Genomic DNA, 24,148 nt, shown 5'->3' with positions numbered 1-24,148 from the left:
GGTCTACGTGATCACGAGCTTGGACGTCTTCGACGCCACCCCGGCCGAACTCGCCTCCTGGATCAGAGGTCACTGGGGCATCGAGAACCTCCTGCACCACGTCCGTGATCGGACCTTCCGCGAGGACGACTCCAAGGTCCGCACCGGACACCTGCCCCGTACCATGGCCGGCCTACGCAACCTCGCCATCAGCATCTTCCGGCAGAACGGCGACACCAACATCGCCGCCGCCCTCCGGCACACCGGCCGCGACCACCGGCGGCCTCTGACAGCTCTGGGCCTTACGTGATCAACCCGGACAGATCGCGATCACGCAATGACCTTGGGTAGAGGGTGGACTTGCAGTCCAGCAGCAGGCCGTCGAGGACGAAGTCGCCGTCCGCGCCGCCGAGGTCGGCTGAGCCTTCGGGCACCGGCGCGCACTTGATCTTGTCGGGTGGCAGTCGCCAGAAGCGTTCGAAGACGGGCTGGGCCAGGCGCATCTGCGCGGCGGCGTCGTCCACGGCGTAGGCGGGGACGCGGGCCAGCAGGCCATCGAGGGTGACCTCGTGGCGCAGTCCCGCGAGCAGGCTGGTCGCCTCGATGCTGCCTTCCCGGAAGATGCGTTCGTACTGGGCTGCGACGTAGCACAGGCGGGTCAGCTCGTCGTCGTCCGTGTCGTCGGGGGCTCGGCGGTAGGCGGCGAGGCGCGTCAGGAGTTCCTGGCCGGCCGCGGCCAGGCTCTTGCGGGCCACGCCGCGCGGGGCGGTGCCGCGCAGCGGGTTGTTCTCGTCCTGCACCAGCAGAACGCCGTATGGGACCGCGCCGCCGAGCGAGGAGCCTAGCGACAGGCGCAGCCGGTAGTCGACCACATGCCCGAGGCTGGGCCAGTTCGGGGAGCGGGCATCCAGCGGCTGCACGGCTTTGGGCGCGTCGGCGACGCGGCGCAGGTAGTCGTCTCGCACCGCTTGGACGCCGGGCAGGTGGCGGGTCATGAACCGGGAGACGGGTGCGCCCGGGTAGGCGAGCTGCTTGGTCAGCGGCAGGGCGATCAGGCGGGTGTTGAGCTTGCCGCTGTCGTCGGCGAGGGCGGCGAGTTGCTTCTCGTGCTCGTCCAGCCACGACAGCCCTTCGGTGTCGAGGATGTCGCTGGCGCGGGTGACGGCCACGTACGCCAGCCTTGCTTCGTCCAGGCGGATGGGCTGGGGCACGTCGTTGTGGTCCGCCACCGGGGGGTGGAAGCCGGGTCCGATCCGTACCCGCGCCCACTCCCGGCCCTTGGCCTTGTGCACGGTGGAGACCATCACCTTGCCCTTGCCTTTGGGGGCGAGGCGGTCGACCGCCTGGATGATCGCCTCGGGGCCGTAGGTGTCCACCAGGTTGACCAGGGTGCGCAGGTCGGCCGCGGTGCGGTCGTGTTCGACGTATTCCTGGACCTCGTCCCAGGTCTTGAACAAGAACAGCTCCGCGTGTGAGGTGCCCTTGCCTTCCTTGAGCTGCTGAGCGGCCTGGGCGATCCGGCGCAGCGCGTTGCCTCCGCCGCACAGTTCCACGGGCACGCCGAGCTGCTGGTAGCCGATGATCTCCGCGAGTGCGTCGTTGTTGCTGCGCACCAGGACCGCGTCGGCTTCCGGGAGCTCGTCCAGGCGGGAGGAGCGGGCCTCGAAGCCGGCCAGGCGCAGGTCGGCGCCGGCGTGCTTGAGCCAGCGGTTGGCCTGCTCGGCAACCGCGGGGCCGAAGCGGAAGGACTTGGTCAGTCTCAGCTGCAGTGCGGGGAAGCCGGACATGACGTCCTTGGCGAACCGCCACTCGTAGATCTGCTGGGAGGGGTCTCCCACGCACACCCGCTGCGCGGGCTGGTTGAGGAAGATTTCTTCCAGGACGGGGTTGGTGTCCTGGGCCTCGTCCAGCAGTACGAACTCCCCCGGCAGAGTCGGCCGGGTCAGGGCCCACATCTTCAGGTAGTGGTCGTGTTCGAATCGGAGGTTGCCGTGCGGGGACTGGATGTCCTCCCATGCTGTTTTGGCGTAGGGGTGCAGGACTGTGGCGAGGTAGTCCTGCTCGTCGAAGGTGAGGCCGTTGACGGGCTCCAGGTGACGGGCCATCACCGCTTCGGCGGTGGTGTAGCAGAAGCGGCGCACCATGCCCATCACCAGCCGGGCCTGATGGTTGATCTTGATGGTGCGGCCGTTGATGACCAGGTTGCGGGCAATTCCCAGGCGGCGGGCGGTTTCCGCCGGGGGGAGGTGCGCGGACCTTTGGATGCGGTCGGCGTAGCGGCGGCCCACCGCGCGGTAGGCGAAGGAGTGGGCGGTGCGGCATTCCACGTTCGGGCCGAACACGGTCTTGGCGTGGTCGGCGATCTCCCGGTTGAAGGAGATGTACACCCCGCGCCGCCGTCCGGCGGCGGCCCCCATCAGCACCAGGGTGGAGGTCTTGCCTGTACCCGCTCCGGCTACCAGGGCGAGATCCCGTCCGGTGGTGAAGGCGTCGCGGGCAGCTTCCTGCTCACTCGTCGGCTTGATAGCCACAGCGTGTCCTCTCTGGGCGTAGCGGCTTCATCGACCGCTGCACAGAGCGTGATGGCATGACGTACTCACGGTCAACTACGCCCAGGGATGGTTGACTTCGAAACACGGGTGCTGCTACCAGGCCGGCCTGCCTCGGTGACAACTCCCGCACTTGGGCTCAACAGGCATGACCGCCCACGCGCACATCTGGGTCTGTCAGTAGGAGACATCGAAGTAGTCGATGTCGGTAAGGGCGACCTCGAGGCCCGCGGCGCGGCGTCCGCCGTCCTTGAAGTACACCTCCTGCAGTCCTTCGGCGACGATGTCGCGCATCTGCTGGTCGGTGGCGCCCTGCTGCTGGGCGTCGAACAGGCGGCGGGCGTAGGCCGCAGGGAGGTGGACGGTCAGCCGGCGCATCCGGCCGTCGTCGGTGGTGCCGATCGGCGCGGTGTAGCCGAACCGGGCCCTGGTTTCGACGGTGATGCCGGTGGCGGTGGCGGCCTGCTTGCGGCGGCGCCCTCGGACTTTGGGCTGCCAGCGGGCGCGGACGGCCGCCTCGATCCGGTCGGCGATGGGCCCCGGCGGGTGTTTGCGCTCGCCGGTGCGGTAGCGCTCCACCGAGCGCTGGGTGACGCCGAGCTCGGCGGCGACGGCCTTGGTGGTCTTCAGCTGCCCCAGGAGGAAGTTGATGCGGGCCTTGAGGCTCTTGGGGGGCTCGCGGGTGAACGTCTCGACGTCGGCCCGCCGGATAGCGTCCTCGATCTCTCCCACTGGTCAGCTCCCGTCCGTGAGCGGGCTGTGGCCGTAGCGCTGAGGGATCAGGCGGGCGCCTGTGGCCGGGGCGAGGTCCACGACCAGGCGTTCGCCCACGCCGGAGGCCGTGGCGCGGTCGGGCGTGAGGTAGCCGATGCTGCGCAACTCGCCGACCGCCTTGCGGAAGGCGTCGCGGCCCTCGGCGGCCAGGCGCTCGTCGCGGGTGAGGGAGATCAGTTCGCTGACCGTGGGCTCCTGGCCGGGGATGTAGCCGGTGGCGAGTTCGGCCAGGATGCCCCGGGCGCGCCAGGTCAGGCGCATGTCCCGCATCGCCCGCGCCAACAGCGCCGGGTCATGGGCAGGCGGGGCGGTGGGAACGGGCCACTGCGGAGGCGCGGCGTCGGTGGTGGTCATCGGGTACGGCTCCTTCGATGCGGTTGAGCGTGCGCGCCGGCCTTTTCGTGGGGGCAGCGCCATGCCGGTGTCGCCGGTTGCGGGTCCTACTCGCCCTCGTCGAGGACTGCGTCGCCGCCCTTGATGTGGCGGGCGGGGTTGAGGCCCTTCTCCATCAGCTCCACCGCCCACAGCATCGGCTGGACGCCCTCGAGCTTCGCCAGGCCCGGCGTGGGCCCGAGGCGGAAGCCGCCCGGCTGCGGCTTGCCCGAGGCCGCGTAGGGGAGGAAGTCCAGCGGGCTGCTGCCGGGGCTCGGGTAGACGACGCAGTCGGACAGCACGGCGAGCGGGAACAGGCCCGTCATCCGGGACATGTTCAGCAGCTTGCGGTGCATGTTGACCCGGGCCTTGCTGATGACGGCGGCCCGGATGTCGGGGCGCCAGGTCGGCCGCTCCAGGGCCGGCCACCGCTCCCCTTCCTTGTAGTGGCGGCCTTGCGGGCGCTCGCGGAGCTTTCCGACGCCGCCCTTGACGGTGGCCTTGATGGCCGCGAGGACGGCGGCCAGGGCCGGGTCCTTCTGCTTGTGCTGCTCCATCGCGGCGAGGAAGGCGCGGTCGTCCAGGTCCTTGGTAACGCCCATGTCCGCAAGGGTGTCGACGTAGGCGTTCTTGAGCCGGTCGTGCCACGGGTCCAGGTACGCGCCGGTCTCGCGGCGCAGGTACGCCTCGATCGGGTGGACGTCGTAGCCGAGTTCCTGGGCGTAGGCGACGGTGTGCGTCTGGTACCAGGCCGGGCCCGTCGGCCGGGAGCCGTCCGGCGTGAACGGGGAGGGCAGGCGCGGGTCCAGCTCGATGTGGGACAGGTCGACCAGCCAGCTCCCGGGGATCTTCGGGTTGAAGGCCGGGGCGTGGAAGTGGTCCGGGGCGGACAGGCCGACGGTCAGGCGGGCCGCGGCGGCGAGGAAGGCGGTGTTGAGGTCCAGGCCGACCGCGAAGGGCAGCATGCACTCCTCATCGCTGAGCGTGTCCACCGACCGCACCCACTGGTACGCCTCCTCGTTGAGGAACCCGCCGCTCCAGCCGGACTGGACGACGACCGGGTGCTCCGGGGTGGCCTCCGGCGGCGCCGGGTCCATCGGCTCGGTCCCCAGCGACCCTGGGTTGTGGCCGGAGGTCCAGTTGCCGGTCGCCTCGTCGCGCTCCGGCTTCGTCGGCGGGCGCAGCGCCGTCATCAGCTCCAGGCCCGAGACGGCCGTGGAGCCGCGCGGGGTGATGACCCGCTGGGCATAGACGCCGAGGACGCGGGCGATGTCGGCCGGCGCCATCTCCGCCACGCCGGGCCAGGACCGCTCATCGAGGGCGTCCCACGACAGGATCGCCAGCTGCACGCACTGCCGCTCGCGGCCCTGCGCCTTGCGGTAGATCCGCGCCCACGGGCCGAACCCGCGCTGGGTCAGCTGCCACTTCGCCTTCACGACCTGCTTGACGACCGGGTGGTCCTCCGGCAGGCGCAGGGAGCGGCGCTGCTCGTGCCCCTCCAGGCGCTCGGGCAGCCCCAGCTTCACCGCGGCCGCCGCCGTGAGCACGATCAGCGGATCGGAGTCCTTGCCGTAGCGGTTGAGCTTCGGCGCGCCGAGGCCGGACTCGCGCAGCGTCCACTCCACCAGCTCCACCACCGTGGTCGCCGGGCAGTCGAGCACGATCCCGTCGACGCCGTACGCGGAGCCGTCGCCGTCCAGCACGGCGAGCGGGCCGTGCGGGAAGCGCGGGTCAGTCGCGGGCGCGGCGGCCTTCTTCGCCGCCGGGCGCCGCGACGCCGCCGGGCGTCCGGCCGGACGGGCGGGGCGCTCGGGCGCGGCCGGGGCGCCCGGGGCCTGCACCGGTGCGGTGGCGGCCGACGTCGCCTCGGAGGCGGCCGGGCCGGCGAACGTCTCGGGCACCTCCGGCTCCGGCGCAGCGGCCGGGACGGCAGTGGCCGGGGCCGGCGCGGTGGGGGCACCGCGCGCGGGGTACTTCGCCGCCCATCCCTTGAGGAGGCGCTGGTACGCCTCCAGGCGCGGCGACTTCGGCTCGGAGCGGCCGTTCTCGTAGTTCTTCACCGTCTGCGTCGACGTCTTCAACGCCTGCGCGAGGCGGGCCTGGGTGATGCCGGCGGCCTCCCGCAGCCTGGCACGCTCCGCCGGGGGCGGCAGCCGCGGCTCCTCCTCCAGCAGCGCGTCCACGCTGGCGAACAACTCTTCCTCGGTAGTTGCCATGCCTGAACACTAGCAACACTTACCCACTTGTTTAACTCGTTTATTTAACCCTGTCGGGTTCAGTGGGGATGGGGGGGGTAAACGCGCGAAGGCCGCCCGATAGTTGCCGGGCGGCCTTCGCGAAGTCTGAACCCTGGTCGTGTGGCCTGCCCCTCGCCGGGGCTGCCAGGGACGAGTCCAGGGTCTTCCCGAACAGCGTACCTGTGCAGCGCACCCAAGCGCAGCGCAATGCCGCGGCATGAGCGTCACTGTGAGCTGGTTCCGTAAGGTGGCGCCCCATGACGGAAACCGACGCCCTGCAGCTGCAGGAACTGCGAGCCCTGGCCGCCTACCGCACCCGCCAGGCGCGCGGCGAGGAGGCCGGCGTCCCGCACGACGAGGCGTGCCGCCGCGTGTTCGGCGAGAGTGTGCCCAGCGCGCGGACATGAAGCTCGGGAGTCGGTCTTCTTGGCGAGCCGCGGGGACTCTCGGCAAGTGGCGCGGGGCCGATTGGGCCAGGTGAAACGCCCCGTTCCTCGCGAGCTGACCGGCCTGCGTCCCCGATGATGGGGATTCGCCCCGGGGCAACGGATCAAGGGAGTGCACATGGCGGTGGAGGCCGGCGCACGGCAGCAGGAGCGTGTCGCGGGACGGGTGTGGGCGGTACGCCTGGACCCTCACGGCCGCCCGTCCGCCGGCGCGGTGAAACTCTCCTGCTCCCGCCCGGCCTGCGCCGATCAGCGCGTCCCCGGCGGCGCCGCCGCGGGCCGCAAGGCCGCGATCGGCCACGTCAACACGCACCTGGCCCGCATCCGCGAGGGCGGAGGGCCGCGCGGCGAGGCGTGGTGCGCCTGCCGCGCCGCCGACTGCGCGTGGCACACCCCCGATCCCACTGCCGTGAGGCGGGGCGGGGCGAACCCGGCGGCGGGGGCGGTGCGGTGCGGCGGCCCGGTGGTCCTGACGGTGTACGCGGACCGGACGGGGAGGCTGTGGCGGATCGCGGAGATGTGCGCGCGGTGCGCGACCGCCACCCCCGACTGCCGGGTCCTGGACACCGTCCCGCCCGCCTCCCGCACCGCCCCGGCCGGGGCAGGTCAGACATGGGGCGCACCGCACATGGCGCCGGGGCCCGCGGGCGGCACGGTGGGCGAGGGTGCTGCGGCGGTGTTCTCCGACCACGCCCCCTCCCTCGCCTCCGACGCGGCTTCGGCTGCCGGGCCATCTGCGCTCCCCCGCGCCCGCACCGGCCCACCGGCCCACCGGCCCAAGCGTCCCGGCGGACGAAGCAGTGGGGGAAGATCGCGCAGCGGACTGTGCCGCACGACCTTGAACCCGACGTCCTGCGCCTGGAACTGGTCGAACTCGGGGATGCGTTCCGGGCCTACCAGCAGCGCACCGAACCCGACCTCGTCCTGCTGGCCGACCTCCACGAGCGCAAGGCCCGCGCGTTCGCCCTGTGGGCCGACGTGAGCGGGGACGGCTCCCTGCGACACGAGGCCAAGCGCGCCGAGAAGGCCGCGCAGACCACCCGCGAGATGCACGCCAACCGTGGCGGCCAGGCGGCCGGCGACACGGTCAGTGGGGACGGGCCGGTGGTGGAGCGGCTGCTGACCCGGCAGCAGGCCGTGCACGCCCGCACCGTGCTGGACTACGTCCAGGCGCACGCCCCGCGCCCGGAGGCCGAGGTGCGCCTGGCGGTGCTCATGCTCACCCTGCGGGCCGCGCGCGCCGGCACTGGGAACATCACCGGCCAGGACCTCACGGGCTGGCTCCCAGGCGACGCCGAACGGGTACTTGAGCATCTGGTCGCGGACGGGTGGCTGCGTCTGCCCGGCACCGTCGCCGAGGTGATGGCCTCCCGGTCCGAGGACCCCACCGCCATCATCGTCCCCACCCTGCTGCCGGAGCGGCCCCGCCCGTTCGGCTTCGGCAAGACCACCCGCGCGAGGATCTCCGGCTGGGCCCAGAAAGCCGTGGGCGACCGGAAGCTCCGCAAGAAGAAACTGGGTGCCACCGCCCGGCTCCTGGCCCTGTACACCGCCGCCCACACCCGCCCCAACGGACGCCTCGGACACCCCGAGGACGGCGGGCTGGACCTGGACCAGGTCGCCGCGTTCTGCGTCTTGACCCCCGACCAGGTCGCCGAGCACGCCGGGCTGCTGGTCGCCGCCGACTGGCTCACCGAAGCCGACACCGCCGGGGGACGGCTGCGCGGACAGCTCACCGAACGCGTACTGCCGCTGGGCGGGCTGCTGTGACACGCCCCGCCCACCGTGCCAACGGCCTCGCGTACCACCACCCCGGGTACGCGCACACAGCAGCGGCGTCAGAAGCTGTTGTCGTTCCGATCTTGAGGGATGCGTTTCGAACGGGAGTCTCGATCGGGTGGTCGCGGACTGCTGGGCGCATGCGAGTGGGGCCTCCTGAACAGCTCGTTGGTGTCTAAGGGCTGTCCCGTAACTGCTGGTCACGGGTGAGATGATCTTGTCGTGTCTGGTGTGATCACGGCGTCGGAGCCCTCGTGGATAGGCCCCGTTCACCGGGCTGAGCCCGCGCCAGTTCGGCAAACTGGTCACTGCACTCCGTCGTGAGGGTGCGGACCCGGTACGCAAGGGCCGGCCCTGGAGCCTGCCGCTGGAGGACCGGGTGCTGCTGGTCGCCGCGTACTGGCGCACGAATCTCACCCTGCGCCAGTTGGCCCCGCTGTTCGGGGTGTCCAAGTCGGCGGCCGACCGCATCATCGGCCACCTCGGTCCCGCGCTCGCGCTCCAGCAGCGCAAGCGGTTCCGCAAGGACACCGTGCTGATCGTGGACGGCACCCTGGTGCCCACCCGCGACCACCAGGTGGCCGAGCAGTCGAAGAACTACCGGTACTCCACCAACCACCAGGTCGTCATCGACGCCGACACCCGGCTCGTCGTCGCCGTCGGCCGGCCGGTCACCGGCAACCGCAACGACTGCAAGGCGTGGGAGCTGTCCGGCGCGAAAGACGCCGTCGGCCACACCACGGTCATCGCGGACGGCGGCTACCGCGGCACCGGCCTGGTCATCCCGCACCGCCGCGCCCCCGGGCAGAGCCAACTCCCGGACTGGAAGGAAGAGCACAACCGCTCACACCGCAAGGTCCGCGCCCGCGTCGAGCACACCTTCGCCCGCATGAAGACCTGGAAGATCCTCCGCGACTGCCGCCTCAAAGGCGACGGCGTCCACCACGCCATGCTCGGCATCGCTCGCCTGCACAACCTCACGCTGGCCGGGTGACGCAGAAACCACCAGGTCACCAGGCATGTCAGAGATCATTTACGGGACAGCCCTTAATCACCGAGCAGCAACAGGAGGCCCCGGTGCCGCAGTCTTCCGTGTCGATGCCCTAGCAGTCCACCTCGGTCACCTGGGAGTGTGACTGTCTGGCTCACCGGTTCGGAAACGCCGCCGACAACGGGGTGCGTGAGCGGCGTTACCCGACGGACATGACCGACGGGGAGTGGGCCCGGGCCCGGCCGCTGCTGCCGGTGCCGGGCTGGCTGCGAGGGCGCGGCGGGCAGCCGGAGGCGTACTGCCACCGCGCGATACTCGATGCGATCCGTTACCTGGTCGACAACGGCATCAAGTGGCGTGCCATGCCGGTGGACTTCCCGCCGTGGGACCGGGTGTACGCGTTCTACCGCCGCTGGCGCGACCATGGTCTGGTCAGGGAGTTCCACGACCGGCTGCGCGCGCGACTGCGCGAGAAGCTGGGCCGGGATGCCGAGCCCACGGCCGGGGTGATCGACTCGCAGTCCATCAAGGCGGACGCCGTCGTCGGCGCCGACAGCCGCGGCTACGACGGCGGCAAACAGATCAACGGGCGCAAGCGGCACGTCGTGGTCGACACCCTCGGGCTGCTCCTGGGCGTGATGGTCACGTCCGCGGACGTCGGCGACCGCACCGCCGCGCAGGTGCTCCTCAAGCGGGTGACCGACGCGCACCACCGCCTGGCCCTCGTCTGGGCTGACGGCGGCTACACCGGCGGCCTCGTCGGGTACTGCCTCACCTTCTTCGCTCTGGTGCTGGCGATCGTCAAGCGCAGCGACGACGTCAAGGGCTTCGTGGTGCTGCCCAAGCGGTGGATCGTCGAGCGCCTCTTCGCCCACCTCATGCGCAGCCGCCGCCTGGTGCGCGACGTCGAGCGCCGCACCACCAGCGCCGAAGCGATGGTCTACTGGTCGATGACCATGGTCATGACCCGCCGCCTGGCCCGGTCACACCACGGGCCGGCGTGAACCGGCCCGGCGCCGGCTCGGCCAGCCAGCCCCTGGCCACCAGACGTTTCGCCTTCGACCGCAGCGCCTCCACTCGCGCCGGCACCACGTCCATGCCGAAGGCGGCGGCCATCTCCTGGCAGGTCAGCGGCCCCTGCCCGAGCCGGGCCCGGTCGGCTCCCAGCTGCAGGACGCGCTGATAGTCCACCGACAGTGCCGACCAGGCCAGCCCCTCGCGCCACATGGGCACCTGCGACTTCGGCTTCGCCGCCTCCAACGCCGGCGTCGTCCCGCTCTGCCCCTCGGTGGTCGGCACCGCCTGGTCGGCCTGGGCGTGGTCCTGCTCCGTCTCGTTCTCCGGGGCCAGCACTTCGCCGACTTTCGAGCGGGCGATGGCCCACTCCTGCCATTCCCGCTCGGCCACGGCCAGCTCGGCCTGGATACGGTCGGCCTCCTCCCGCAGCTCGTCCACCCGACGGCGAGCACCCAGCTCGCGCTGTTCCAGCAGTCCGACCACCGACGGCATCCACGACCCCCACAGCAGCGACGACATGACAAGCCGTCACTCCCACCCGATCGCCGCCCCTACGCCCCACCAGCGAAAACGCAGTCCTCACGTCCGGAACGACAACAGCTTCTAAGGCTACGCCAGCTTCCCGACAAGGCTTTGAGCGTCGGCGGATAGGCAGGCCCCGGAGCCCGGTCCCGCGGTGCGGCGGGGCTCGTGTCGTGCTGCCGGGCCCTTGCACCGGCCACGCCGCCGGCCGCGTGGGATGTGCTCCCAGACTGCCAGGCCCCGGCGCGGGGCTCAGCGACTGTCAGATGGAGAGCGGGCGGCGGCGTACGACCCGCGGTAGAACAGCAGGGCCTGTTCCCCCTCGCCTTCGTCGGCGGAGTTCACCCGGCCGATGACGATCAGATGGTCTCCGCCGCCGCACACCTCCTCGATCGTGGCATCCATCCATGCGGTAGCCCCGGCCAGCCGGGGGGAGCCGTTTCCATGGGCACAGGTGTACTCGGCGCCGTCGAACCGGTCGGCACCACGCCCCGCGAACAACCGGGCCATCCTCTCCTGTCCTGCGGCGAGCACGTTGACGCAGAACGCCCCGGTCTCCCGGATCAGTGGCCACGTGCGCGAGGAGCGGGAGACGTTGAAGGTGATGAGTGTCGGGTTGAGGGACAGCGAGGTGAAGGACTGGCAGGTGAACCCGACCGGGCCGGTGGTGGCCATGGCCGTGATGACAGTGACACCGGTGGGGAACCTGCCGGCCACAGACCGGAAGAGGGTGGAGTCGGCCGTCCTGGTGATCACCACCGTTCCTCCAGGCTGAGGGAGCGCGAGCTCAGGACCGGCCAGGCTGCGAAGGAGACAGCAGCCATCACACCGAAATAGAGCCAGATACCGCTGCCCAGCAGCGCCCCGCCGAGGACGGGGCCGGCGAAGAAGCCCAGGTAGCGGATTTCCAGAGCGCCGAAGAAGGCCCCTTTCTCCGCATCTGGTGCGATGCGGTGCGTGATGAGGTCGGCCATGGGCATGAGGAGTGCTTCGCCGACCGTCCAGACGAGCACGCCTGCCAGCAGGACCCACAGGCGGCCCTCCGATGCCCCCCAGCAGACGAAGGACAGGGCGAACCCGATGCAGCCCACTGCTGCCTGTGCGGGCAGGGAGGTCCGCCGGGCGAGCCACGCGGCAGGCCACTGGTAGGCGAAGCCGAGGACGGCATGGACGGAGAAGACCACCGCGAAAAGCGTGGGCGCGCTGTCGCCTGCCTCACGCTTCAGATAGAGGGGGATTACGGATTCGAACTGGGCGAAGACCAGGGTCACCAGTACGGAAGAGACAAGCACCAGGCGGAATCGTCCGTCGCGCAGAGACCGTGTCCACGCCCAGCGCTCCCCGGGGGTGGCCTGTGAGCGTACATCGAGCGCCCTCAGGTTCTTCCTCTGCGCGTGCACGAGGAGCAGGCAGAGAGCGAACAGCGCTGCGGACACTCCGAACAGGGCGCGGTGGGAGATGTTGTACGCGGCTGCTCCCACCAGCGGGCCGAGTGCGGCTCCGACGGACAGGGTCATGAAACGCATCCGGAAGATCAGCGCGCCGCCCTCTCCGGCAGCGAGGCTCATGAGCTTCTTCAGAGACGGCCCCGCCAGCATCAGCGCCCCGCCCAGGCACACGATGAGGGGCAGCACCACCACAGGCGCGGTCACGATCGCAAGGGCCGCGCTGAGAAGGGTGTAGAGGGCCAAGCCGGTGCGCAGCAGGCTCTCGGCCCCGGCTCGGTCGGTGATCGCTCCTCCGGCGAGGGCGCCGACGGCGCCGACCAGGGCGATGGAGCCGGTGAACGCTCCGATCGCGGCCGGTGGGAGGGAGGTGATGTCGGTGAGGTAGAGCGCGAGGAAGGGCATCATGGAGAAGAAGCCCACGGAGTTGATCAGTGAACAGACCACGAGGACTCTCACGGTCTTGTCCGTTATCAGGCCCCTGAAGCCGGCTTGGGCCTGGGTGGTTTGTGTCATCGGGCCGCAGGCTCCGTTTCGGCCCGCATCTGCGCCCACAGCGCCTTGCCTGCTTGCGTGAACGTCGCCGAGGGCTCGTTTTCGATCTCGTCCAGGCCCTTCTCGAGCAGTGCCGCGTTCTGGCGGGTCAGCTCGTCGTGGATGCCAAGACCGGTGTGAGCGTGCGCGCGGCGGTGGAAGGCTGCGATGCGGGCGAAAGCGTGCACGGCCATGAGCATGCCCCACAGGGGCCGTGCGTCCTTGCGGACGGGGGAGTTGAAGGTGGCTCCTTCAGCGACGGTCACCAGGGGGTCGAGTTCCAGGATCAGCATCAGCCGCAGGTGTGAGTTCTCATGCAGCAGGTGCTCGGCGGTGTAGTGCGTGGCGTGGTACGGCTGGGCGGCTTCGGAGAGGAAGACGCCGCCCATCAGGATCGCTTCCGTGAAGGAGGAGTGGAATTCAGAGGCATACGGCACGAAGAGACGGGTGTAGCTGCGGATCTCGGAAGCGAGCTCAGGCCACACCTGCTGTATCAGGGCGAAGGCCTGGGAGATGTCGGCGATGTTCTCCTCGCTGACATCCCGCACGGCGAGGTCGGAGCGGGGATAGCCGGGCTGCGGCTCGTGGGAGTTCATCGACGCGAAGTGGCGCGCGATCCACGGGTCGGTGTTGTCGATCTCGATACCGGTTCCTGCGATGACCGGCCGCCGCACGCGCACCACGCTCTCCAGGCGGGCCTCGCCTCCGCCGAGAAGGTACGGGGCGGGAAGGACCGCGCAGCCTTCGGTGATCGTTCCGTCGCCGCCGTCGTCGATCACCAGTCGCTCCACTGGGGTGTCGAACGTCAGGTGGTGCCGCTGCCCAGGGAATCGTACTTCGGTGGCCGGCTCTGGAAGGAGGAGCTCTACGGCCGTTCCGGCGCCGGGGCCGGTGGCATAGGGAAGGACGAGGAACCGCGCGAAGTGCCGGGACCAGGTGCGGACGAAGCCGGCGTCCTTGCGCTGCGCGGCCAGCATCAGCTGCCGCCACAGGTAGGAGAAGAACGGGTGGGACAGGATGCGGTGCGTCTGGCTTTCGTCCAGTGCGGCGAATCGCTGTCCCCACAGGGTCAGCTCGGTCTCGACCTGCTCTCCTCCGAGCTGTCCGAGCCGCTTGATCACCTTGGGAACAGAGGCGCGGAGCTTAGCCACGTAGGCATCGAGGACAGGATCGTTGTCCTGGGCGAGAGCCAGCTCGCCGCCCAGGAAGTCGATGCTGCTCATGAGGGTGTCCTTTTCGTAGGGTGTGGTGACGGCGCGGCGCCCTGCAGCCCGCGCCGGCGGAGGAAGGGCTCGACGCGCGGCTGGGCGAGACCGGTCAGTTCGCGGAACATGGCCATCGCGTCGCGGGATCCGCCCGCGGCGAGCATCCTGCGCAGTGCCTCACCGCCTGCGCGGGTGAGGCCACCTCGCTGCTCCAGTGCCTCGACCAGATTCGCGGCGATGAGCTCCGACCACAAGTAGGCGTAGAAGCCGGCGCCGTAGGGTCCGTGGAAGACATGGTCGAAGTAGCCGGACCGGTAGCGGGGAGGAATTTCGGGCAGCGTGTCCAGCCCCCAGCGGGCCAGAGCGTGCCCCTCGACCCGCTCGGCGGTCCAGCCGGTGAGCTCCCCCTCGGGGAGGGTGTGCCAGGCCCAGTCGACCACGGCTGCGCCAAGGATCTCCACCAGCATATGTACGCCGCCGCTGGACTGCTGGTTGAGGTGCTTGATCCACTCCTTCGGCAGCGGCCGACCGGTGAGGTGATGGCGGGCGTAGCGCTTGAGGAGCTGTTCGTGGAAGGCCCAAGTTTCGTGGACCTGCGCGGGTGCTTCGGAGAAGTCACGGGGAACGCCGGGGGCCGAGTGCGACGGATACCGGACGTCGGAGAGCAGCGCGTGCAGGGCATGGCCGAATTCGTGGAAGAGCGTGACGACTTCGGCGGCTTCCAGGAGGCAGGGGCGTCCTGGCGCCTGCCGGGTGAGGTTGAAGGTGTTGACGACTACCGGCCGGGTGGCGGTGGCGTGTGCCTGCGGACGGAGTATCCCCGTCCATGCGCCGCCTCGTTTGCCCGCCCGGGTGTGGGCATCCACCAGGTAGAGGCCGACCGGGTTGGCGTTTTCGTCGGTGACCTCGAAGACGCGGGCCTTGGGATGGTGAGCTGTGATGTCGTGTCGCTCGGCGAAGTGCAGTCCGTACAGGATGCGGGCGCTGTGGAAGAGACCGCGGGTGATGACGGCGTCCAGCTCGAAGTAGGCGCGCAGGTCCTCCGCCGCCGGCCCTTTGGCTTCCTGCGGCTTCGGTGTCGTGTAGTGGGCCCAGTCCCATGCCTGGATGGGGTGCTCTGCTGCGGCCTGAAGGGCGCGCCGCTCTTCTCGCGCGGCGTCAAGGAGCGGCTCGGCAAGGTGGTGGAACATGGCCTCCACGGCCTGGGGGGTACCTGTCGTCTGCTCTTGTGTCGCCCACGCTGCGAAGGTCGGATAGCCCAGGATGCGGGCCTGGCGTGCGCGAAGCAGGGCGATCCGACCGGCCCGCTCCTCGTTGCCCGCCCCCCGGCTGAGGGACTTCTCCAGCAGGAGTCGGCGGGTCTCGCGGTCGCGGAGATGAGCAAGGGCCGGCTGGCTGGTTGCCGAGGTGAGGGCAAGTGCATGCCAGGGCGCGGTTTTCCCTCTTCGGGCTGCTTCTTCCGCCGCAGCTGTGATCTGGTCGTCGGGCAGGCCGCGCAGGGCGCTGTCACTCTCCACGACCAGTGCCTGGGCGTGAGCGTTTCGGATCAGTTCTTGCCGGTATGAGGCGCATTCCTGGGAGAGTTCCCGGTTCACCGCACCCAGTTCTCGGGCGGCGTCGGCCGGCAGCATGGCCCCCGCCCGCCGCACACGCCGCCACCAGAGTTCAGTGAGCGCGTGGGCTTGGAGGTCGTCGATGTGGCCACGCTGGGCGTAGACGGCATCGATGCGGGCGACCAGCCGCTGGTTGCGCACGATCCGTCCCTCATGGCGGGAGAGGAGGACCGTGATGTCGTGCTCCAGTGCGGCCAGCTCCGCACAGCCTGACGCGGTCACCTGGTGGGTGAACGCGTCGTGGATGTACTGCACCCGAGTTCCGGACAGCTCGACGGTTTCGATCGTGTTGGCGAAGCTGGGGGGGTCCTCATTCTGCGCGGCGGCTGCGATGCGGCTCTCACGCTCGGCTATGGCCTGCTCCAGCGCCGGCACGTAGTGCTCGGGACGGATGTCGGCGAAGGGCTGGATACCGTGCGGTCCAGGCTGCTGTAGGAGCGGGTTCATGCTCAACGGGCCGCCTGCATGCGGGCGTTCAGTTCCTGCACGGCCCACTCCTTGAGCGGGGCGAGCCGGCCAGTGCCGCAGAGGTCCCTCAGCAGGATCAGCGGGGACAAGGCTTGCCGGTCAAGCGAGGCTGAGGCAACCAGCGGACCGTAGGCCTGGTCGGTCTCGTCCAGCCGGATGGAGCACCGGGCGGCCTGGCAGTGCGCGTAGGAGGCGTACGGGGCACCAAGCCGCGCCGCGGTGCGGTAGGAGTCGCGGGCCTCCGCGACGCGGTTCTCCCCCATGAGGAAGTCGGCCAGGCGGACGTGCGCCTTGGCATCCAGCGGGTCCCACTCGATCATGCGCCGGTAGAACTGCTCCGCCCCCTCGATGTCCCCGCGGGCCTTGGCCGAGCGCCCGGACGTCTCCAGCACCGGGTGGACGTTCTCCAGCGCGAGCAGCCGGGTATCGGCATCGGCGGCCTCCACAGCTTCCACGGCGTACTTCTCCGCGAGCTCCAGCTGCCGCTTCACTTCGTCGTGATTGCCCTCGAAGAAGGGAATGAACGCGACGCCCCGCCAGTAGATGGACACGTGGAGGGGCTCCATGTCCTGGCCGGCCCGGTCTGCGACCTCGTCGGCCGCCTTGAGCCAGTACCGCATGTCCGCCAGCGCTTTCTCCCGTTCGCCCTTCGCGCAGAGCACGATCATGTGCGCGGCGGCTCCGTAGCGCACGGCCGGGTCGAAGTCCTCGCGCCGTGCGATGGCCTCCATCACGCTTCGGGCCCCCACGAACGCTGCTGCCGCGCTCCTGGCGTCCGGGGCGAGCTGAGCATCGGCGTTGTGCCGGAAGTAGGCCAGCCGCAAGGCATCCAGGCTGTTGCCGCCTCCGTCGGGCGGCACGAGGTCAAGGACGGGCTTCCAGAATCCGAGCTTGGCCAGGGCGGTCACCAGGCGGGAGCGGTCTGCCGGGGACAGGCCGGTCCAGCCGTCGAGCATGTCGCACATCCGGCTCCAAGGAGCGGACCTCACCGCAGGGGGAAGGTCGCGTGGGTCGTGCGGATTGGGCTGCTCAGGCTGCTCGGTCTTCAGGGCTTCGCGCAAGAGCCCGAGAGAGGCGATCTGATAGACGGGAATGGGCATGCCCTGCGCCAGACGCCGTCCGACGTCGGCAGTGCACTGGGCGTGCAAGGGCCCGCCCGGGGTCTCCAGATCGAAGTACGAGGCGAGAAGCTCAAGCGAGCGGGGGGCCGGCTCGGGGACGAAGGCGCCTCGCGGTGGCTCTTGCATGGGGGGCAGGTGCTGAGCGCTCCCCTTGGTGCGCAGAAACTTCTCCACCGGTCACTCCTCCGTTGCGATCTGTTGTGCGGGTGAAGCGCGATGGCCGCAAGGGGGGAGGTGCCCCCTTGCGGCCATCAGCAGCCTGCCGGTGTCAGGCAGGCGGGGTCATCCGATCGAAGATCAGACGGCCGGGGCGTAGTAGGCCACGCCCGAGACGGTGAGACCGAACTCCTCGGCCAGCTCGTCGGCCTCGACCTCAACCTCGGTGATCTGCTCGGCGTTCATCTCTGAACCTCCTGAAATGAGTAGTACCTCCGGGATCCCGGAAGACCTCTCGAACGTATGTCGCATCTCCTAGGGCCCTCAACTGTCTTGATCCTGACGTTCAGTTACGGAATGTTTGGGTCCAGCTACGGCGTGAATGGCGAGTCCGTCCAGGTTGAGCACCTGTGATTCACAGGATTTGGAACAGCGGTTGACCCGGTCACGCACCTGACCTGGCAGAACTGCGGCCACCGCTAGATCGATGTACGCCACATCCGACGCCTCGGGGCGAACGTGATCTATATAACTGCCGAGGGCTGACTACGCGTGACCAGGCCCGTCACCCTTGCGCGACCCGCGCCCCCAGCGGCGTACGGTCGCGGCCGCTCTCGACGAACACGCCGCGTCTTCCCCACCCACCAGCGCCAGACCTGCAGCCGTCGGTCAACTCTCTGCAGCCTCTTGACGACAACAACCCGCTTCGACGAACGGAACCGGCAGTGACTGACACCTGGAACGGTGAACCGCTGGCAGACGCCACGAGCGTGAACGAGGACATCCACTAACGGATCCACGACGCCGACAGCGGAGCGCTGCTGGGGTTCGGCACGGGCCGCGGCGGCGCGCTGGGAGCAGTGGTGGCCCACTGCCGGCGTGTGGAAGACGCCCACCCGGGGCGCCATCTGGTCATCCGCGCCTACGACGGCCCGGCGGGGCCGGCCTTCGACCGCCCGGCAGGACCGTAACGCGTTCACCTGCCCGCCGCCGGAGAGTGCGGCCACCGCGAGCCTCCCCGCCCGAGGGCCCACTGCCCTGCCCGTCGCGGCCTGCGACGGGCAGGGAGGGTTGCTCAGGTGGTCATGAGGCGGTGGTAGTCCTCGACCTGCTTCGCCAGGTCGTCTTCGGGGATGCCGGTGAAGGCGCTCATCCGGGCGTAGGACAGGCCGGCCCGGCGTCCGACCAGTGCGAACTCGTAGAGGGCCTGGTTGATCCGGGCGCTGGCGCCTGCGAGGGAGACCATGCCGAGCTCGACACCATCGGCGGCCGGCAGCGTCCCTTCGATCTTCAGCTCCGCCAGGTCGCGCACCGCACTGGTGATCAGGTACGTCACGAAGCTCGGCATGTCGGACGGAACGTTGCCGGCCCAGGCCCGTTCGTGTGGTTCCGGGGAGGTGTCGGAAGCGTGCTGGGAGCGGCGCTCGGTGATGTACTCCCACACCCACCGGTAGGACAGCGGAAGCCTGCTGGTGCGAAGGCTCAGCTCCTCATACAGCTCGAAGGCCGAGCGGCGTTCGGCGGGCTCCTTGGCCTGGTCTTCGGCCAGCAGCGTATCCAGAAGCTGGCGGGCCTCCTTCAGCTCCTTCTCGTCGGCCGGGAGGGAATGCGGCAGTGGCAGCACGGTCGAGATCGCCTCCATGACCGCCTGGCGGGGCACGCCGTGCCGGGAGGCCAGGGAGCTGGGCAGCCTGTCGCCAGCGCGGTGATCGCGGCGGATCGCTTCGAACAGTTCCGTCCCTGGCTCGGTCATCGTCTACTCCCCTGGTCTTGGCGGTTGGTTGGGTTCCTGCACGCCTCATGCTGCCCGGCCGGGTGCTGGTGTGCCGTCCGCGTCAGGACGCACGACGGCTGGCCGCCCGGAGCGTGAGGTGGGGACGGCGGAGCGCCGCTTCGCGCCCGGTGCCTGGTGCTCGTGCAGGCCGCAGGCGTGGGCTGCTTCGGTCACAGCCGCGTGGTCGAAGGACCTGAGGGGCAGAGAAGTGTTGTCCGCACGCCCCTCCAGCTGCCCGAAGTGGCAGGCTGCCTCGATCAAGTCCACTGCCCAGGACGGTGTCCGCATCTGTCGGCCACGGCCCGTTCGGGCCGGGAGGTCCCTCTGGGCGGCGAAAACCCGCACCGCCAGCGCCGCGGCGTGGACGGGATGGGCGATACGCGCATGGAGCCGGCGTGCGAGGAGGGTGGTGTGCTCGTCGGGCTCGGGCGGGAAGCGGCCGGCGGCGGGCAGCGGGAGCACCGGACGGCCCAGGCGGCGGGCCGCTGCCTCGATCACGCCGCGGCCGGGCGTACGGCGGGTGGGCAGCAGGAAGCACGGCTCATCCGGGCTGGGCGGGAACTGCTCGCCTGCCTCCCACCACGCGAACCGGCCGGCGGACGGTGGTGGAGCGGACACGCCCAGGGTACGGCGGGCCGCGGCCAGAGTGTGCGCCTCTTCGTGCGGGAGGGCAGCAAGGGCGGTGGCCAGCGCGGGCGGCAACGGGCCGTGGCACAGCAGGGTCAGCTGGACGCCGGTGAGTTCCCGCAGGGCGAAGAGGTGCTCGAAGTGCCGGGAGCTGATGCGGTGGGTCCGGGTGACGATGACGTGACCGATGCGCAAGCCGAGAATCCAGGCGGTGACCGCGCGCCAGGCGGTCTCGGTGTTGCCACTCCAGAAAGTGCCGTCCTCGCTGCCGTCCGGCGGGAGGTGTTTGCCCAGACTGCGCAGCAGGTCGTGGGCCAGGGAGGCGGGAGCGCTCGCCACCGGGGTGGGGTGGACGGTGATACGGCCGGCCTGGGGGGTGTGGGCGGCCAGCGCGGCGGCCATGAAGGCGTGGTCGTCGTGAGGGTCGTGCACCACCGTGAGCGCGGCCAGGCCGGGGCGGGTGCCACTGGGTGACCCCGCGGGCTTCCACGCCCCGGTGGTGGTGTTGTCGGGCAAGCCGGTGGTGGTATACGGCATCGGCGTCATCGCGGCCCAGGTGGTGTCGGGTCAGCAGCGGGTTTTGACGCTAAGCCGTCTGCGGCGGCAGTTGCGTCCGTGAGGGGATGGGCGGCCAGACCGAGGGCGAACAACACGTCCGGGTGGGCGGCCGGCCGCTCGCCGGCAGGGGCGAGCAGGCGCCGGTTGGCCAGACGCGGGATCTGCTCGGCCGGCACGTCGGGGGGAAGGCCGCGGGCGGCGTGGTGCAGCAGGCGGACCAGGGCGGCGGCCTCACCGGAGGCCAGGGAGGCGGCGGTGTGGCCGGCGCTGTGCAGGTTCTGGCGCTGCTTGCCGGTCAGCAGGTCGGGCACGCGAGTCAGGTGGATGGCGGTGTCGGTGTGGACGAGCCGGTGCGGGCTGCTGGACTGTTCGAGGTGTGCGGCCAGGGTGGTGGCGGCGCGCTTCAGGCGGTGCGGTGTCCATTCCAGGGCGAAGGCCAGGTCGTCGGGGTGGATGCGGTCCGCGTCGAGCAGGGCCGCGTGAAGCACGGTGGCGTGGTCGGCCACCGCCGGGGCGGGACGGCGGTTCGGTGCCGGCTGGCGCAGGAGGGATTCCGCGGAGGTGTTCAGGGCGCGGGCGAGGGCGAACAAAGCCGCGGCGGGGAGGGTGTGCGGGGTGAGGCGGGTGCCCCAGTCGGTGGTGGGGATACCGGTCAGCGCGGTCAGGTCCTCGTCGGTGAGCCGGCACTCCACGGCGCGCTCGCGTAGGAACTTCCAGTCGAACGCGACCGCCGACGTGCCGCCGAGCGGCGAGAGTTGGTCGGTCACGGGCGTAACTCCCCAAGGCGCGGCAGGACATCCGGAGCGGGTGGGGCAGGGATGTGCAGGTGCCAGCAGCGGGCGAGAGTGTGCCAGTCGTCTCCCGCGTGGGGGTGGGTCATGGCAGGGATGGCAAGGCCGGCGTCGGCGATGAGGGCCTCAAGGCGTGGCGTGGTGCCGAAGCAGTTCGCGAACAGGCCGTGATTGTCGGCGGTGCGCGGGGTGCGGCGGCGGAATTCCACCGCGGCGCGCAGCAGGGGGCGGGCGCGGGGCGGGACGGCGTACACGTGCCGGGGTCCGGGAGGTTCGCCGATGTTGATCCGCGAGTCGCGGTCAATGGCCACGGTGGCGCCGGCCTCGTCGACGGATCCGATCTGGGTCATCGACAGCATCGAGGTGTCGGTGCCGGTGAACAGCAGGGCCGCCACCGCGGCGGCGCGCAGCGGGTTGGGCAGGCGCACGGTGATCGTGTGCACGGTGCGCGGGGTGATGGGCACGGTGGTGATGCCGGGACCCGCGCGGCTGGTGAGGTCGTCGGGCACGTTGAGCAGCACCGAGCGGGTAAGAAGGCCGGCCTGGGCGCCGCGCACGCGGGCCACGGTGTGCGCGGCGCCGGGACTTGAGACGGTCAGCCGGGCCAGGAACAGCCGCAACGCCTCGGTCTCCTGCAGGGTGAAGGGGGTGGGTGCGGCCGGGCCGTCGGCGGATTCGATGCCGCCGACCGGCACTGGGGGTGGCAGGGCGCGGGCCAGCCAGGTGCGGGCGGCGGCGTAGCCGGCGCGGTACTGGCCGTCGGTGTGCGCGAAGTCGGTCGCGTTCTGGCGGCGCCAGCAGTCCGCGCGGAACGCGGCCACACCACTACGGGACACCGTCGGCAGCGGGTAAGCGTGATCGCGCGGCGGCGGACCGACACGCCGCCTGGTGGCGGCCGGACCGATCGCCTCGAGAACGACGGCCGTGCCGCGTACGGTCACCGTGTCCACCAACTCGGCGGCTGTGAGGTGTTCACGCAGGCGCTGCTCATCGGCCTGCTCGGGGGTGTGGGCCAGGAGGGTCAGGCGGATGCCGGTGTCCGCGCGCCACGCGGCCAGGCGGCGCAGGCGTTCCACCGTGAGGCGGTGGGCGCGCAGCACGATGACCTCCTCCATGCCACAGGCCAGGGTCCAGCAGGTCACCGCGCGCCAGGCCGGGTCGGTGGACATCCGCTCCGCCTGGGGCCGGGAGAACCCGTCGCGGCCCATGGCGCGCAGCACGTCCAGCGCGAGGTAGGCCGGGCTGGTGGTGTGCGGGGTGGGATCGACGGTGATCCGCCCGCGGGCGGGATCGGCCCACTGGTAGGCCGCCCGGTGCACCGCCTGATCGTCGTCGCCGTCCAGCAGCAGCCGCACCGGCCACGCCGCCGCCGACGGTGGTGCAGCGGCCCGTGGGGCAGGGACAGGGGCGGGAGGAAGTGTGGGTGCGGTCATGGGCGGCGTCCGCCGTCGATACGGTCGGCCACGGCCTGCAGCAGGCCCTCATCGGGCTTGCTCGTTCCGGTGGCGGCCAGAGCCCGCTGGGTGTGATGGGTCAGCACGATCCAACGGCGTAGAGCGCCGCCGGCGAGGCGGGCGTCCAGCGCCTGTAGGTCGCCGGGCGCGACGCTCTGCCACAGCGGGTGCAAAGCGGGAACCGCAGTCGGGACCTGGTCCCGGGTGAGCGCAGGGATGTGAAGCCAGCCGGCACTACGGGTGGCGAGCATCCGCTGGGCACGCAGCCGGCGTTCACCGCGCTGTGCGGCGACCAGCACCACACACAGTCCCTGGGGCAGGTCGTCGTGCAGGAAACGCAGGTACTCGAAACACGACGCCGACAGCCGGTCGGCGTCATCGGCCACGACGATCCGCGGCTCCTGCGCGAGGGCACGGCGGATCAGCGTGTCGGCGGCCCCGGGATCGGCAGGCGCCTCGCCGTGCAGCTTCAGTGCACGGTGGAAGGCGGCGCGCAGATCCGCCGGCGTCGGCTGAGCCCGGAAATCCAGCGGCAGCAGTTCGCCGAGACGGCGTCCCACGACGTGGACGGCGAAGGTCTTGCCGACCCCCGCATCGCCCAGCACGCACAGGAATCGCCGCTGGGCGCAGGCCTTGGGCAGCGCATCGCCGACGGCGAGCATGCCCGGAGTGAGCAGGGTGCGCAGGCCGGGGACGGCGAGGAAGTGCAGGCCCGGTGGGGCAGCGTCCTGCCCGACGGTGAAGGGCTCTCGGGTGGTGGGCCGGTCCGAGCCGGCCGGCGACGGGGGCGGGGTGGTCAGCACCGCTTCAGGGCCCAGTCCACGATGCGGTCGTCGACCTTGTCGGCCTTGAAGAACTCCATTCCCTTCAGCACGTGCTTGGTCACCCTCACCCACTTACGGAAGGAGCCGAGCGCGTACTGGGTGTCGACCCGCTTCAGCAGCGCCTCATCCACGCCCCTCCACACCGGGTGCGAGTCGGGCACGGCCTTGAGGACCTCCTCCTCGGTCATCGCCAGGATCTCCAGGCGGATGTAGATCCGCGAGGCCAGCGCCGGATCGCTCTCCAGGGTTTCGTAGGCCTCCCGGCCGCCGACGAACACGATGGCCGGCTTCGGGTCGCAGGTGTCCCACAGCTTGCGCAGGAACTCGAAGTTCTCCCGCCGGTACTGCTGCGCCTCGTCGCACACGATCACATACGGGCGCCTCGGCAGCGTCTCGCGCAGCAGCTTGTCGAACGCGGTCGGCGTCCCCGGCATCTTGCAGCCGAGGTTCATCTGGTGGAACAGCTCCTCGCGCAGGTCCTTCGGCCCCGGGCGGGAGCGGGCGAAGTCCAGCGGCAGGATCAGGTCCGGGTTCATCTCCTGGATCGTGGCACGGGTGCTGAAGCTCTTCCCCAGCCAGGGTCATTGCACGAACAGGATCGGTCCGGTTCGTCGGTCTCGTGTGTGACGTGACGTCATGTACCGGTGTGTGGCGGGGTGTCCCTGGAAAGAAGTGCAGGCACGGCCGTCGGTGATCATGTGGTTGTCGAAGACCCATGAGAACCGAGCGAGACCGTGCCTGCCCAAACATCATCGCCCATGCCCGCCGGACTGGGAAAACTGGCCCTTCCGAACCCTCACGTCGCCCTGCAGAATGCCGCTGACCTGCGGCGCTTCCTGATATGGATACCAGATCCGCGCGGCCTGCGAGGACGGAGGTATCCGATGCTCCCGCTGTTGTGCGCGGCGGCCG

At 70.5% G+C, this 24,148-nt stretch carries 19 protein-coding genes and 2 pseudogenes; 5 read left to right on the top strand and 16 right to left on the bottom strand.

Translation table 11 applies throughout. The features are described from left to right. Positions 1-289 (top strand): annotated as a pseudogene (locus H300_RS0120410) (ISAs1 family transposase); the annotation flags it as partial. Here the strand turns inward: H300_RS0120410 and H300_RS30600 are convergent. The 4 genes from H300_RS30600 to tap all read right to left on the bottom strand — a co-directional run bounded on the left by H300_RS30600 (position 282) and on the right by tap (position 5,890). Then, a complete protein-coding gene (locus H300_RS30600; RefSeq protein WP_486583966.1) occupies positions 282-2,510 on the bottom strand; it encodes a UvrD-helicase domain-containing protein in 2,229 nt (742 codons plus the stop codon). The pseudogene H300_RS0120410 and the gene H300_RS30600 sit on opposite strands and share 8 nt — an antisense overlap. 195 nt (positions 2,511-2,705) lie before the next feature. Then, on the bottom strand, positions 2,706-3,260 hold the full coding sequence (gene tpg / locus H300_RS0120400; RefSeq protein WP_028428887.1) for a telomere-protecting terminal protein Tpg: 555 nt from the start codon (positions 3,258-3,260) through the stop codon (positions 2,706-2,708). Between the two features lie 3 nt (positions 3,261-3,263). After that, entirely contained in the window at positions 3,264-3,656 is a 393-nt protein-coding gene (locus tag H300_RS0120395; RefSeq protein ID WP_028428886.1) for a hypothetical protein, read from the bottom strand. Positions 3,657-3,742: 86 nt separating this feature from the next. Further along, complete coding sequence (gene tap / locus H300_RS0120390; protein WP_028428885.1) at positions 3,743-5,890, bottom strand: telomere-associated protein Tap; 2,148 nt, start codon at positions 5,888-5,890, stop codon at positions 3,743-3,745. A 278-nt stretch (positions 5,891-6,168) separates the two neighbouring features. Between tap and H300_RS31635 the strand changes: the two genes are divergently transcribed. The 4 genes and pseudogenes from H300_RS31635 to H300_RS0120370 all read left to right on the top strand — a co-directional run bounded on the left by H300_RS31635 (position 6,169) and on the right by H300_RS0120370 (position 10,131). Then, positions 6,169-6,318, top strand: coding sequence for a hypothetical protein (locus H300_RS31635; protein WP_158678409.1), 150 nt, complete (start codon positions 6,169-6,171; stop codon positions 6,316-6,318). An 864-nt stretch (positions 6,319-7,182) separates the two neighbouring features. After that, a complete protein-coding gene (locus H300_RS32670) occupies positions 7,183-8,127 on the top strand; it encodes a hypothetical protein (protein WP_486583965.1) in 945 nt (314 codons plus the stop codon). 231 nt (positions 8,128-8,358) lie between these two features. Next, positions 8,359-9,130: pseudogene (locus H300_RS28195) on the top strand (transposase). A 209-nt stretch (positions 9,131-9,339) separates the two neighbouring features. Further along, complete coding sequence (locus tag H300_RS0120370; protein WP_028428884.1) at positions 9,340-10,131, top strand: IS5 family transposase; 792 nt, start codon at positions 9,340-9,342, stop codon at positions 10,129-10,131. Here the strand turns inward: H300_RS0120370 and H300_RS0120365 are convergent. The 12 genes from H300_RS0120365 to H300_RS28165 all read right to left on the bottom strand — a co-directional run bounded on the left by H300_RS0120365 (position 10,088) and on the right by H300_RS28165 (position 23,811). Further along, positions 10,088-10,636: a hypothetical protein gene (locus H300_RS0120365; protein WP_028428883.1), complete on the bottom strand. Its 549-nt coding sequence runs from the start codon at positions 10,634-10,636 to the stop codon at positions 10,088-10,090. The two genes, H300_RS0120370 and H300_RS0120365, sit on opposite strands and share 44 nt — an antisense overlap. Before the next feature lie 282 nt (positions 10,637-10,918). Beyond that, complete coding sequence (locus H300_RS28190; RefSeq protein ID WP_106966890.1) at positions 10,919-11,422, bottom strand: flavin reductase family protein; 504 nt, start codon at positions 11,420-11,422, stop codon at positions 10,919-10,921. Further along, positions 11,419-12,666 (bottom strand): MFS transporter, encoded by a 1,248-nt coding sequence (locus tag H300_RS28185; RefSeq protein WP_486583964.1) that lies wholly within the window; start codon positions 12,664-12,666, stop codon positions 11,419-11,421. The genes H300_RS28190 and H300_RS28185 overlap by 4 nt, the downstream gene beginning before the upstream one ends. Then, positions 12,624-13,868, bottom strand: a complete 1,245-nt coding sequence (locus H300_RS32665; RefSeq protein WP_028428882.1) for an aKG-HExxH-type peptide beta-hydroxylase — start codon at positions 13,866-13,868, stop codon at positions 12,624-12,626. The genes H300_RS28185 and H300_RS32665 overlap by 43 nt, the downstream gene beginning before the upstream one ends. Further along, positions 13,865-15,910, bottom strand: a complete 2,046-nt coding sequence (locus H300_RS0120345; protein WP_037981207.1) for a M3 family metallopeptidase — start codon at positions 15,908-15,910, stop codon at positions 13,865-13,867. The genes H300_RS32665 and H300_RS0120345 overlap by 4 nt, the downstream gene beginning before the upstream one ends. Positions 15,911-15,912: 2 nt before the next feature. Further along, entirely contained in the window at positions 15,913-17,226 is a 1,314-nt protein-coding gene (locus tag H300_RS0120340) for a tetratricopeptide repeat protein (RefSeq protein WP_106966889.1), read from the bottom strand. 1,057 nt (positions 17,227-18,283) lie between these two features. Further along, positions 18,284-18,961 (bottom strand): hypothetical protein, encoded by a 678-nt coding sequence (locus tag H300_RS0120320; RefSeq protein WP_028428878.1) that lies wholly within the window; start codon positions 18,959-18,961, stop codon positions 18,284-18,286. Positions 18,962-19,006: 45 nt separating this feature from the next. Continuing rightward, entirely contained in the window at positions 19,007-20,125 is a 1,119-nt protein-coding gene (locus H300_RS28180) for a hypothetical protein (RefSeq protein WP_486583963.1), read from the bottom strand. A 26-nt stretch (positions 20,126-20,151) separates the two neighbouring features. After that, the gene (locus tag H300_RS28175; protein WP_037981201.1) at positions 20,152-20,934 is read right to left on the bottom strand and encodes a hypothetical protein; all 783 of its coding nucleotides are present in this window, start codon (positions 20,932-20,934) and stop codon (positions 20,152-20,154) included. After that, on the bottom strand, positions 20,931-22,391 hold the full coding sequence (locus H300_RS0120305; protein ID WP_028428877.1) for a hypothetical protein: 1,461 nt from the start codon (positions 22,389-22,391) through the stop codon (positions 20,931-20,933). Before H300_RS0120305 ends, H300_RS28175 begins: the two co-directional genes overlap by 4 nt. Next, a complete protein-coding gene (locus tag H300_RS28170; protein WP_051270245.1) occupies positions 22,388-23,215 on the bottom strand; it encodes an AAA family ATPase in 828 nt (275 codons plus the stop codon). The genes H300_RS0120305 and H300_RS28170 overlap by 4 nt, the downstream gene beginning before the upstream one ends. After that, complete coding sequence (locus H300_RS28165) at positions 23,209-23,811, bottom strand: ATP-binding protein (protein WP_486583967.1); 603 nt, start codon at positions 23,809-23,811, stop codon at positions 23,209-23,211. Before H300_RS28165 ends, H300_RS28170 begins: the two co-directional genes overlap by 7 nt. Positions 23,812-24,148: the final 337 nt, after the last annotated feature.

It is taken from the genome of Streptomyces sp. TAA040 (assembly GCF_000424845.1).
This window is presented reverse-complemented; position numbering and strand designations above follow the sequence as displayed.

Excerpts from the sequence above, each read along its gene's own strand:
- H300_RS0120370 (WP_028428884.1), top strand. The coding sequence starts at position 9,340 with ATGACCGACGGGGAGTGGGCCCGGGCCCGGCCGCTGCTGCCGGTGCCG.
- H300_RS0120365 (WP_028428883.1), bottom strand. The coding sequence starts at position 10,636 with ATGCCGTCGGTGGTCGGACTGCTGGAACAGCGCGAGCTGGGTGCTCGC.
- H300_RS0120395 (WP_028428886.1), bottom strand. The coding sequence starts at position 3,656 with ATGACCACCACCGACGCCGCGCCTCCGCAGTGGCCCGTTCCCACCGCC.
- tap (WP_028428885.1), bottom strand. The coding sequence starts at position 5,890 with ATGGCAACTACCGAGGAAGAGTTGTTCGCCAGCGTGGACGCGCTGCTG.
- H300_RS0120345 (WP_037981207.1), bottom strand. The coding sequence starts at position 15,910 with ATGAACCCGCTCCTACAGCAGCCTGGACCGCACGGTATCCAGCCCTTC.
- H300_RS32665 (WP_028428882.1), bottom strand. The coding sequence starts at position 13,868 with ATGAGCAGCATCGACTTCCTGGGCGGCGAGCTGGCTCTCGCCCAGGAC.
- H300_RS0120320 (WP_028428878.1), bottom strand. The coding sequence starts at position 18,961 with ATGACCGAGCCAGGGACGGAACTGTTCGAAGCGATCCGCCGCGATCAC.
- H300_RS0120305 (WP_028428877.1), bottom strand. The coding sequence starts at position 22,391 with ATGACCGCACCCACACTTCCTCCCGCCCCTGTCCCTGCCCCACGGGCC.
- H300_RS31635 (WP_158678409.1), top strand. The coding sequence starts at position 6,169 with ATGACGGAAACCGACGCCCTGCAGCTGCAGGAACTGCGAGCCCTGGCC.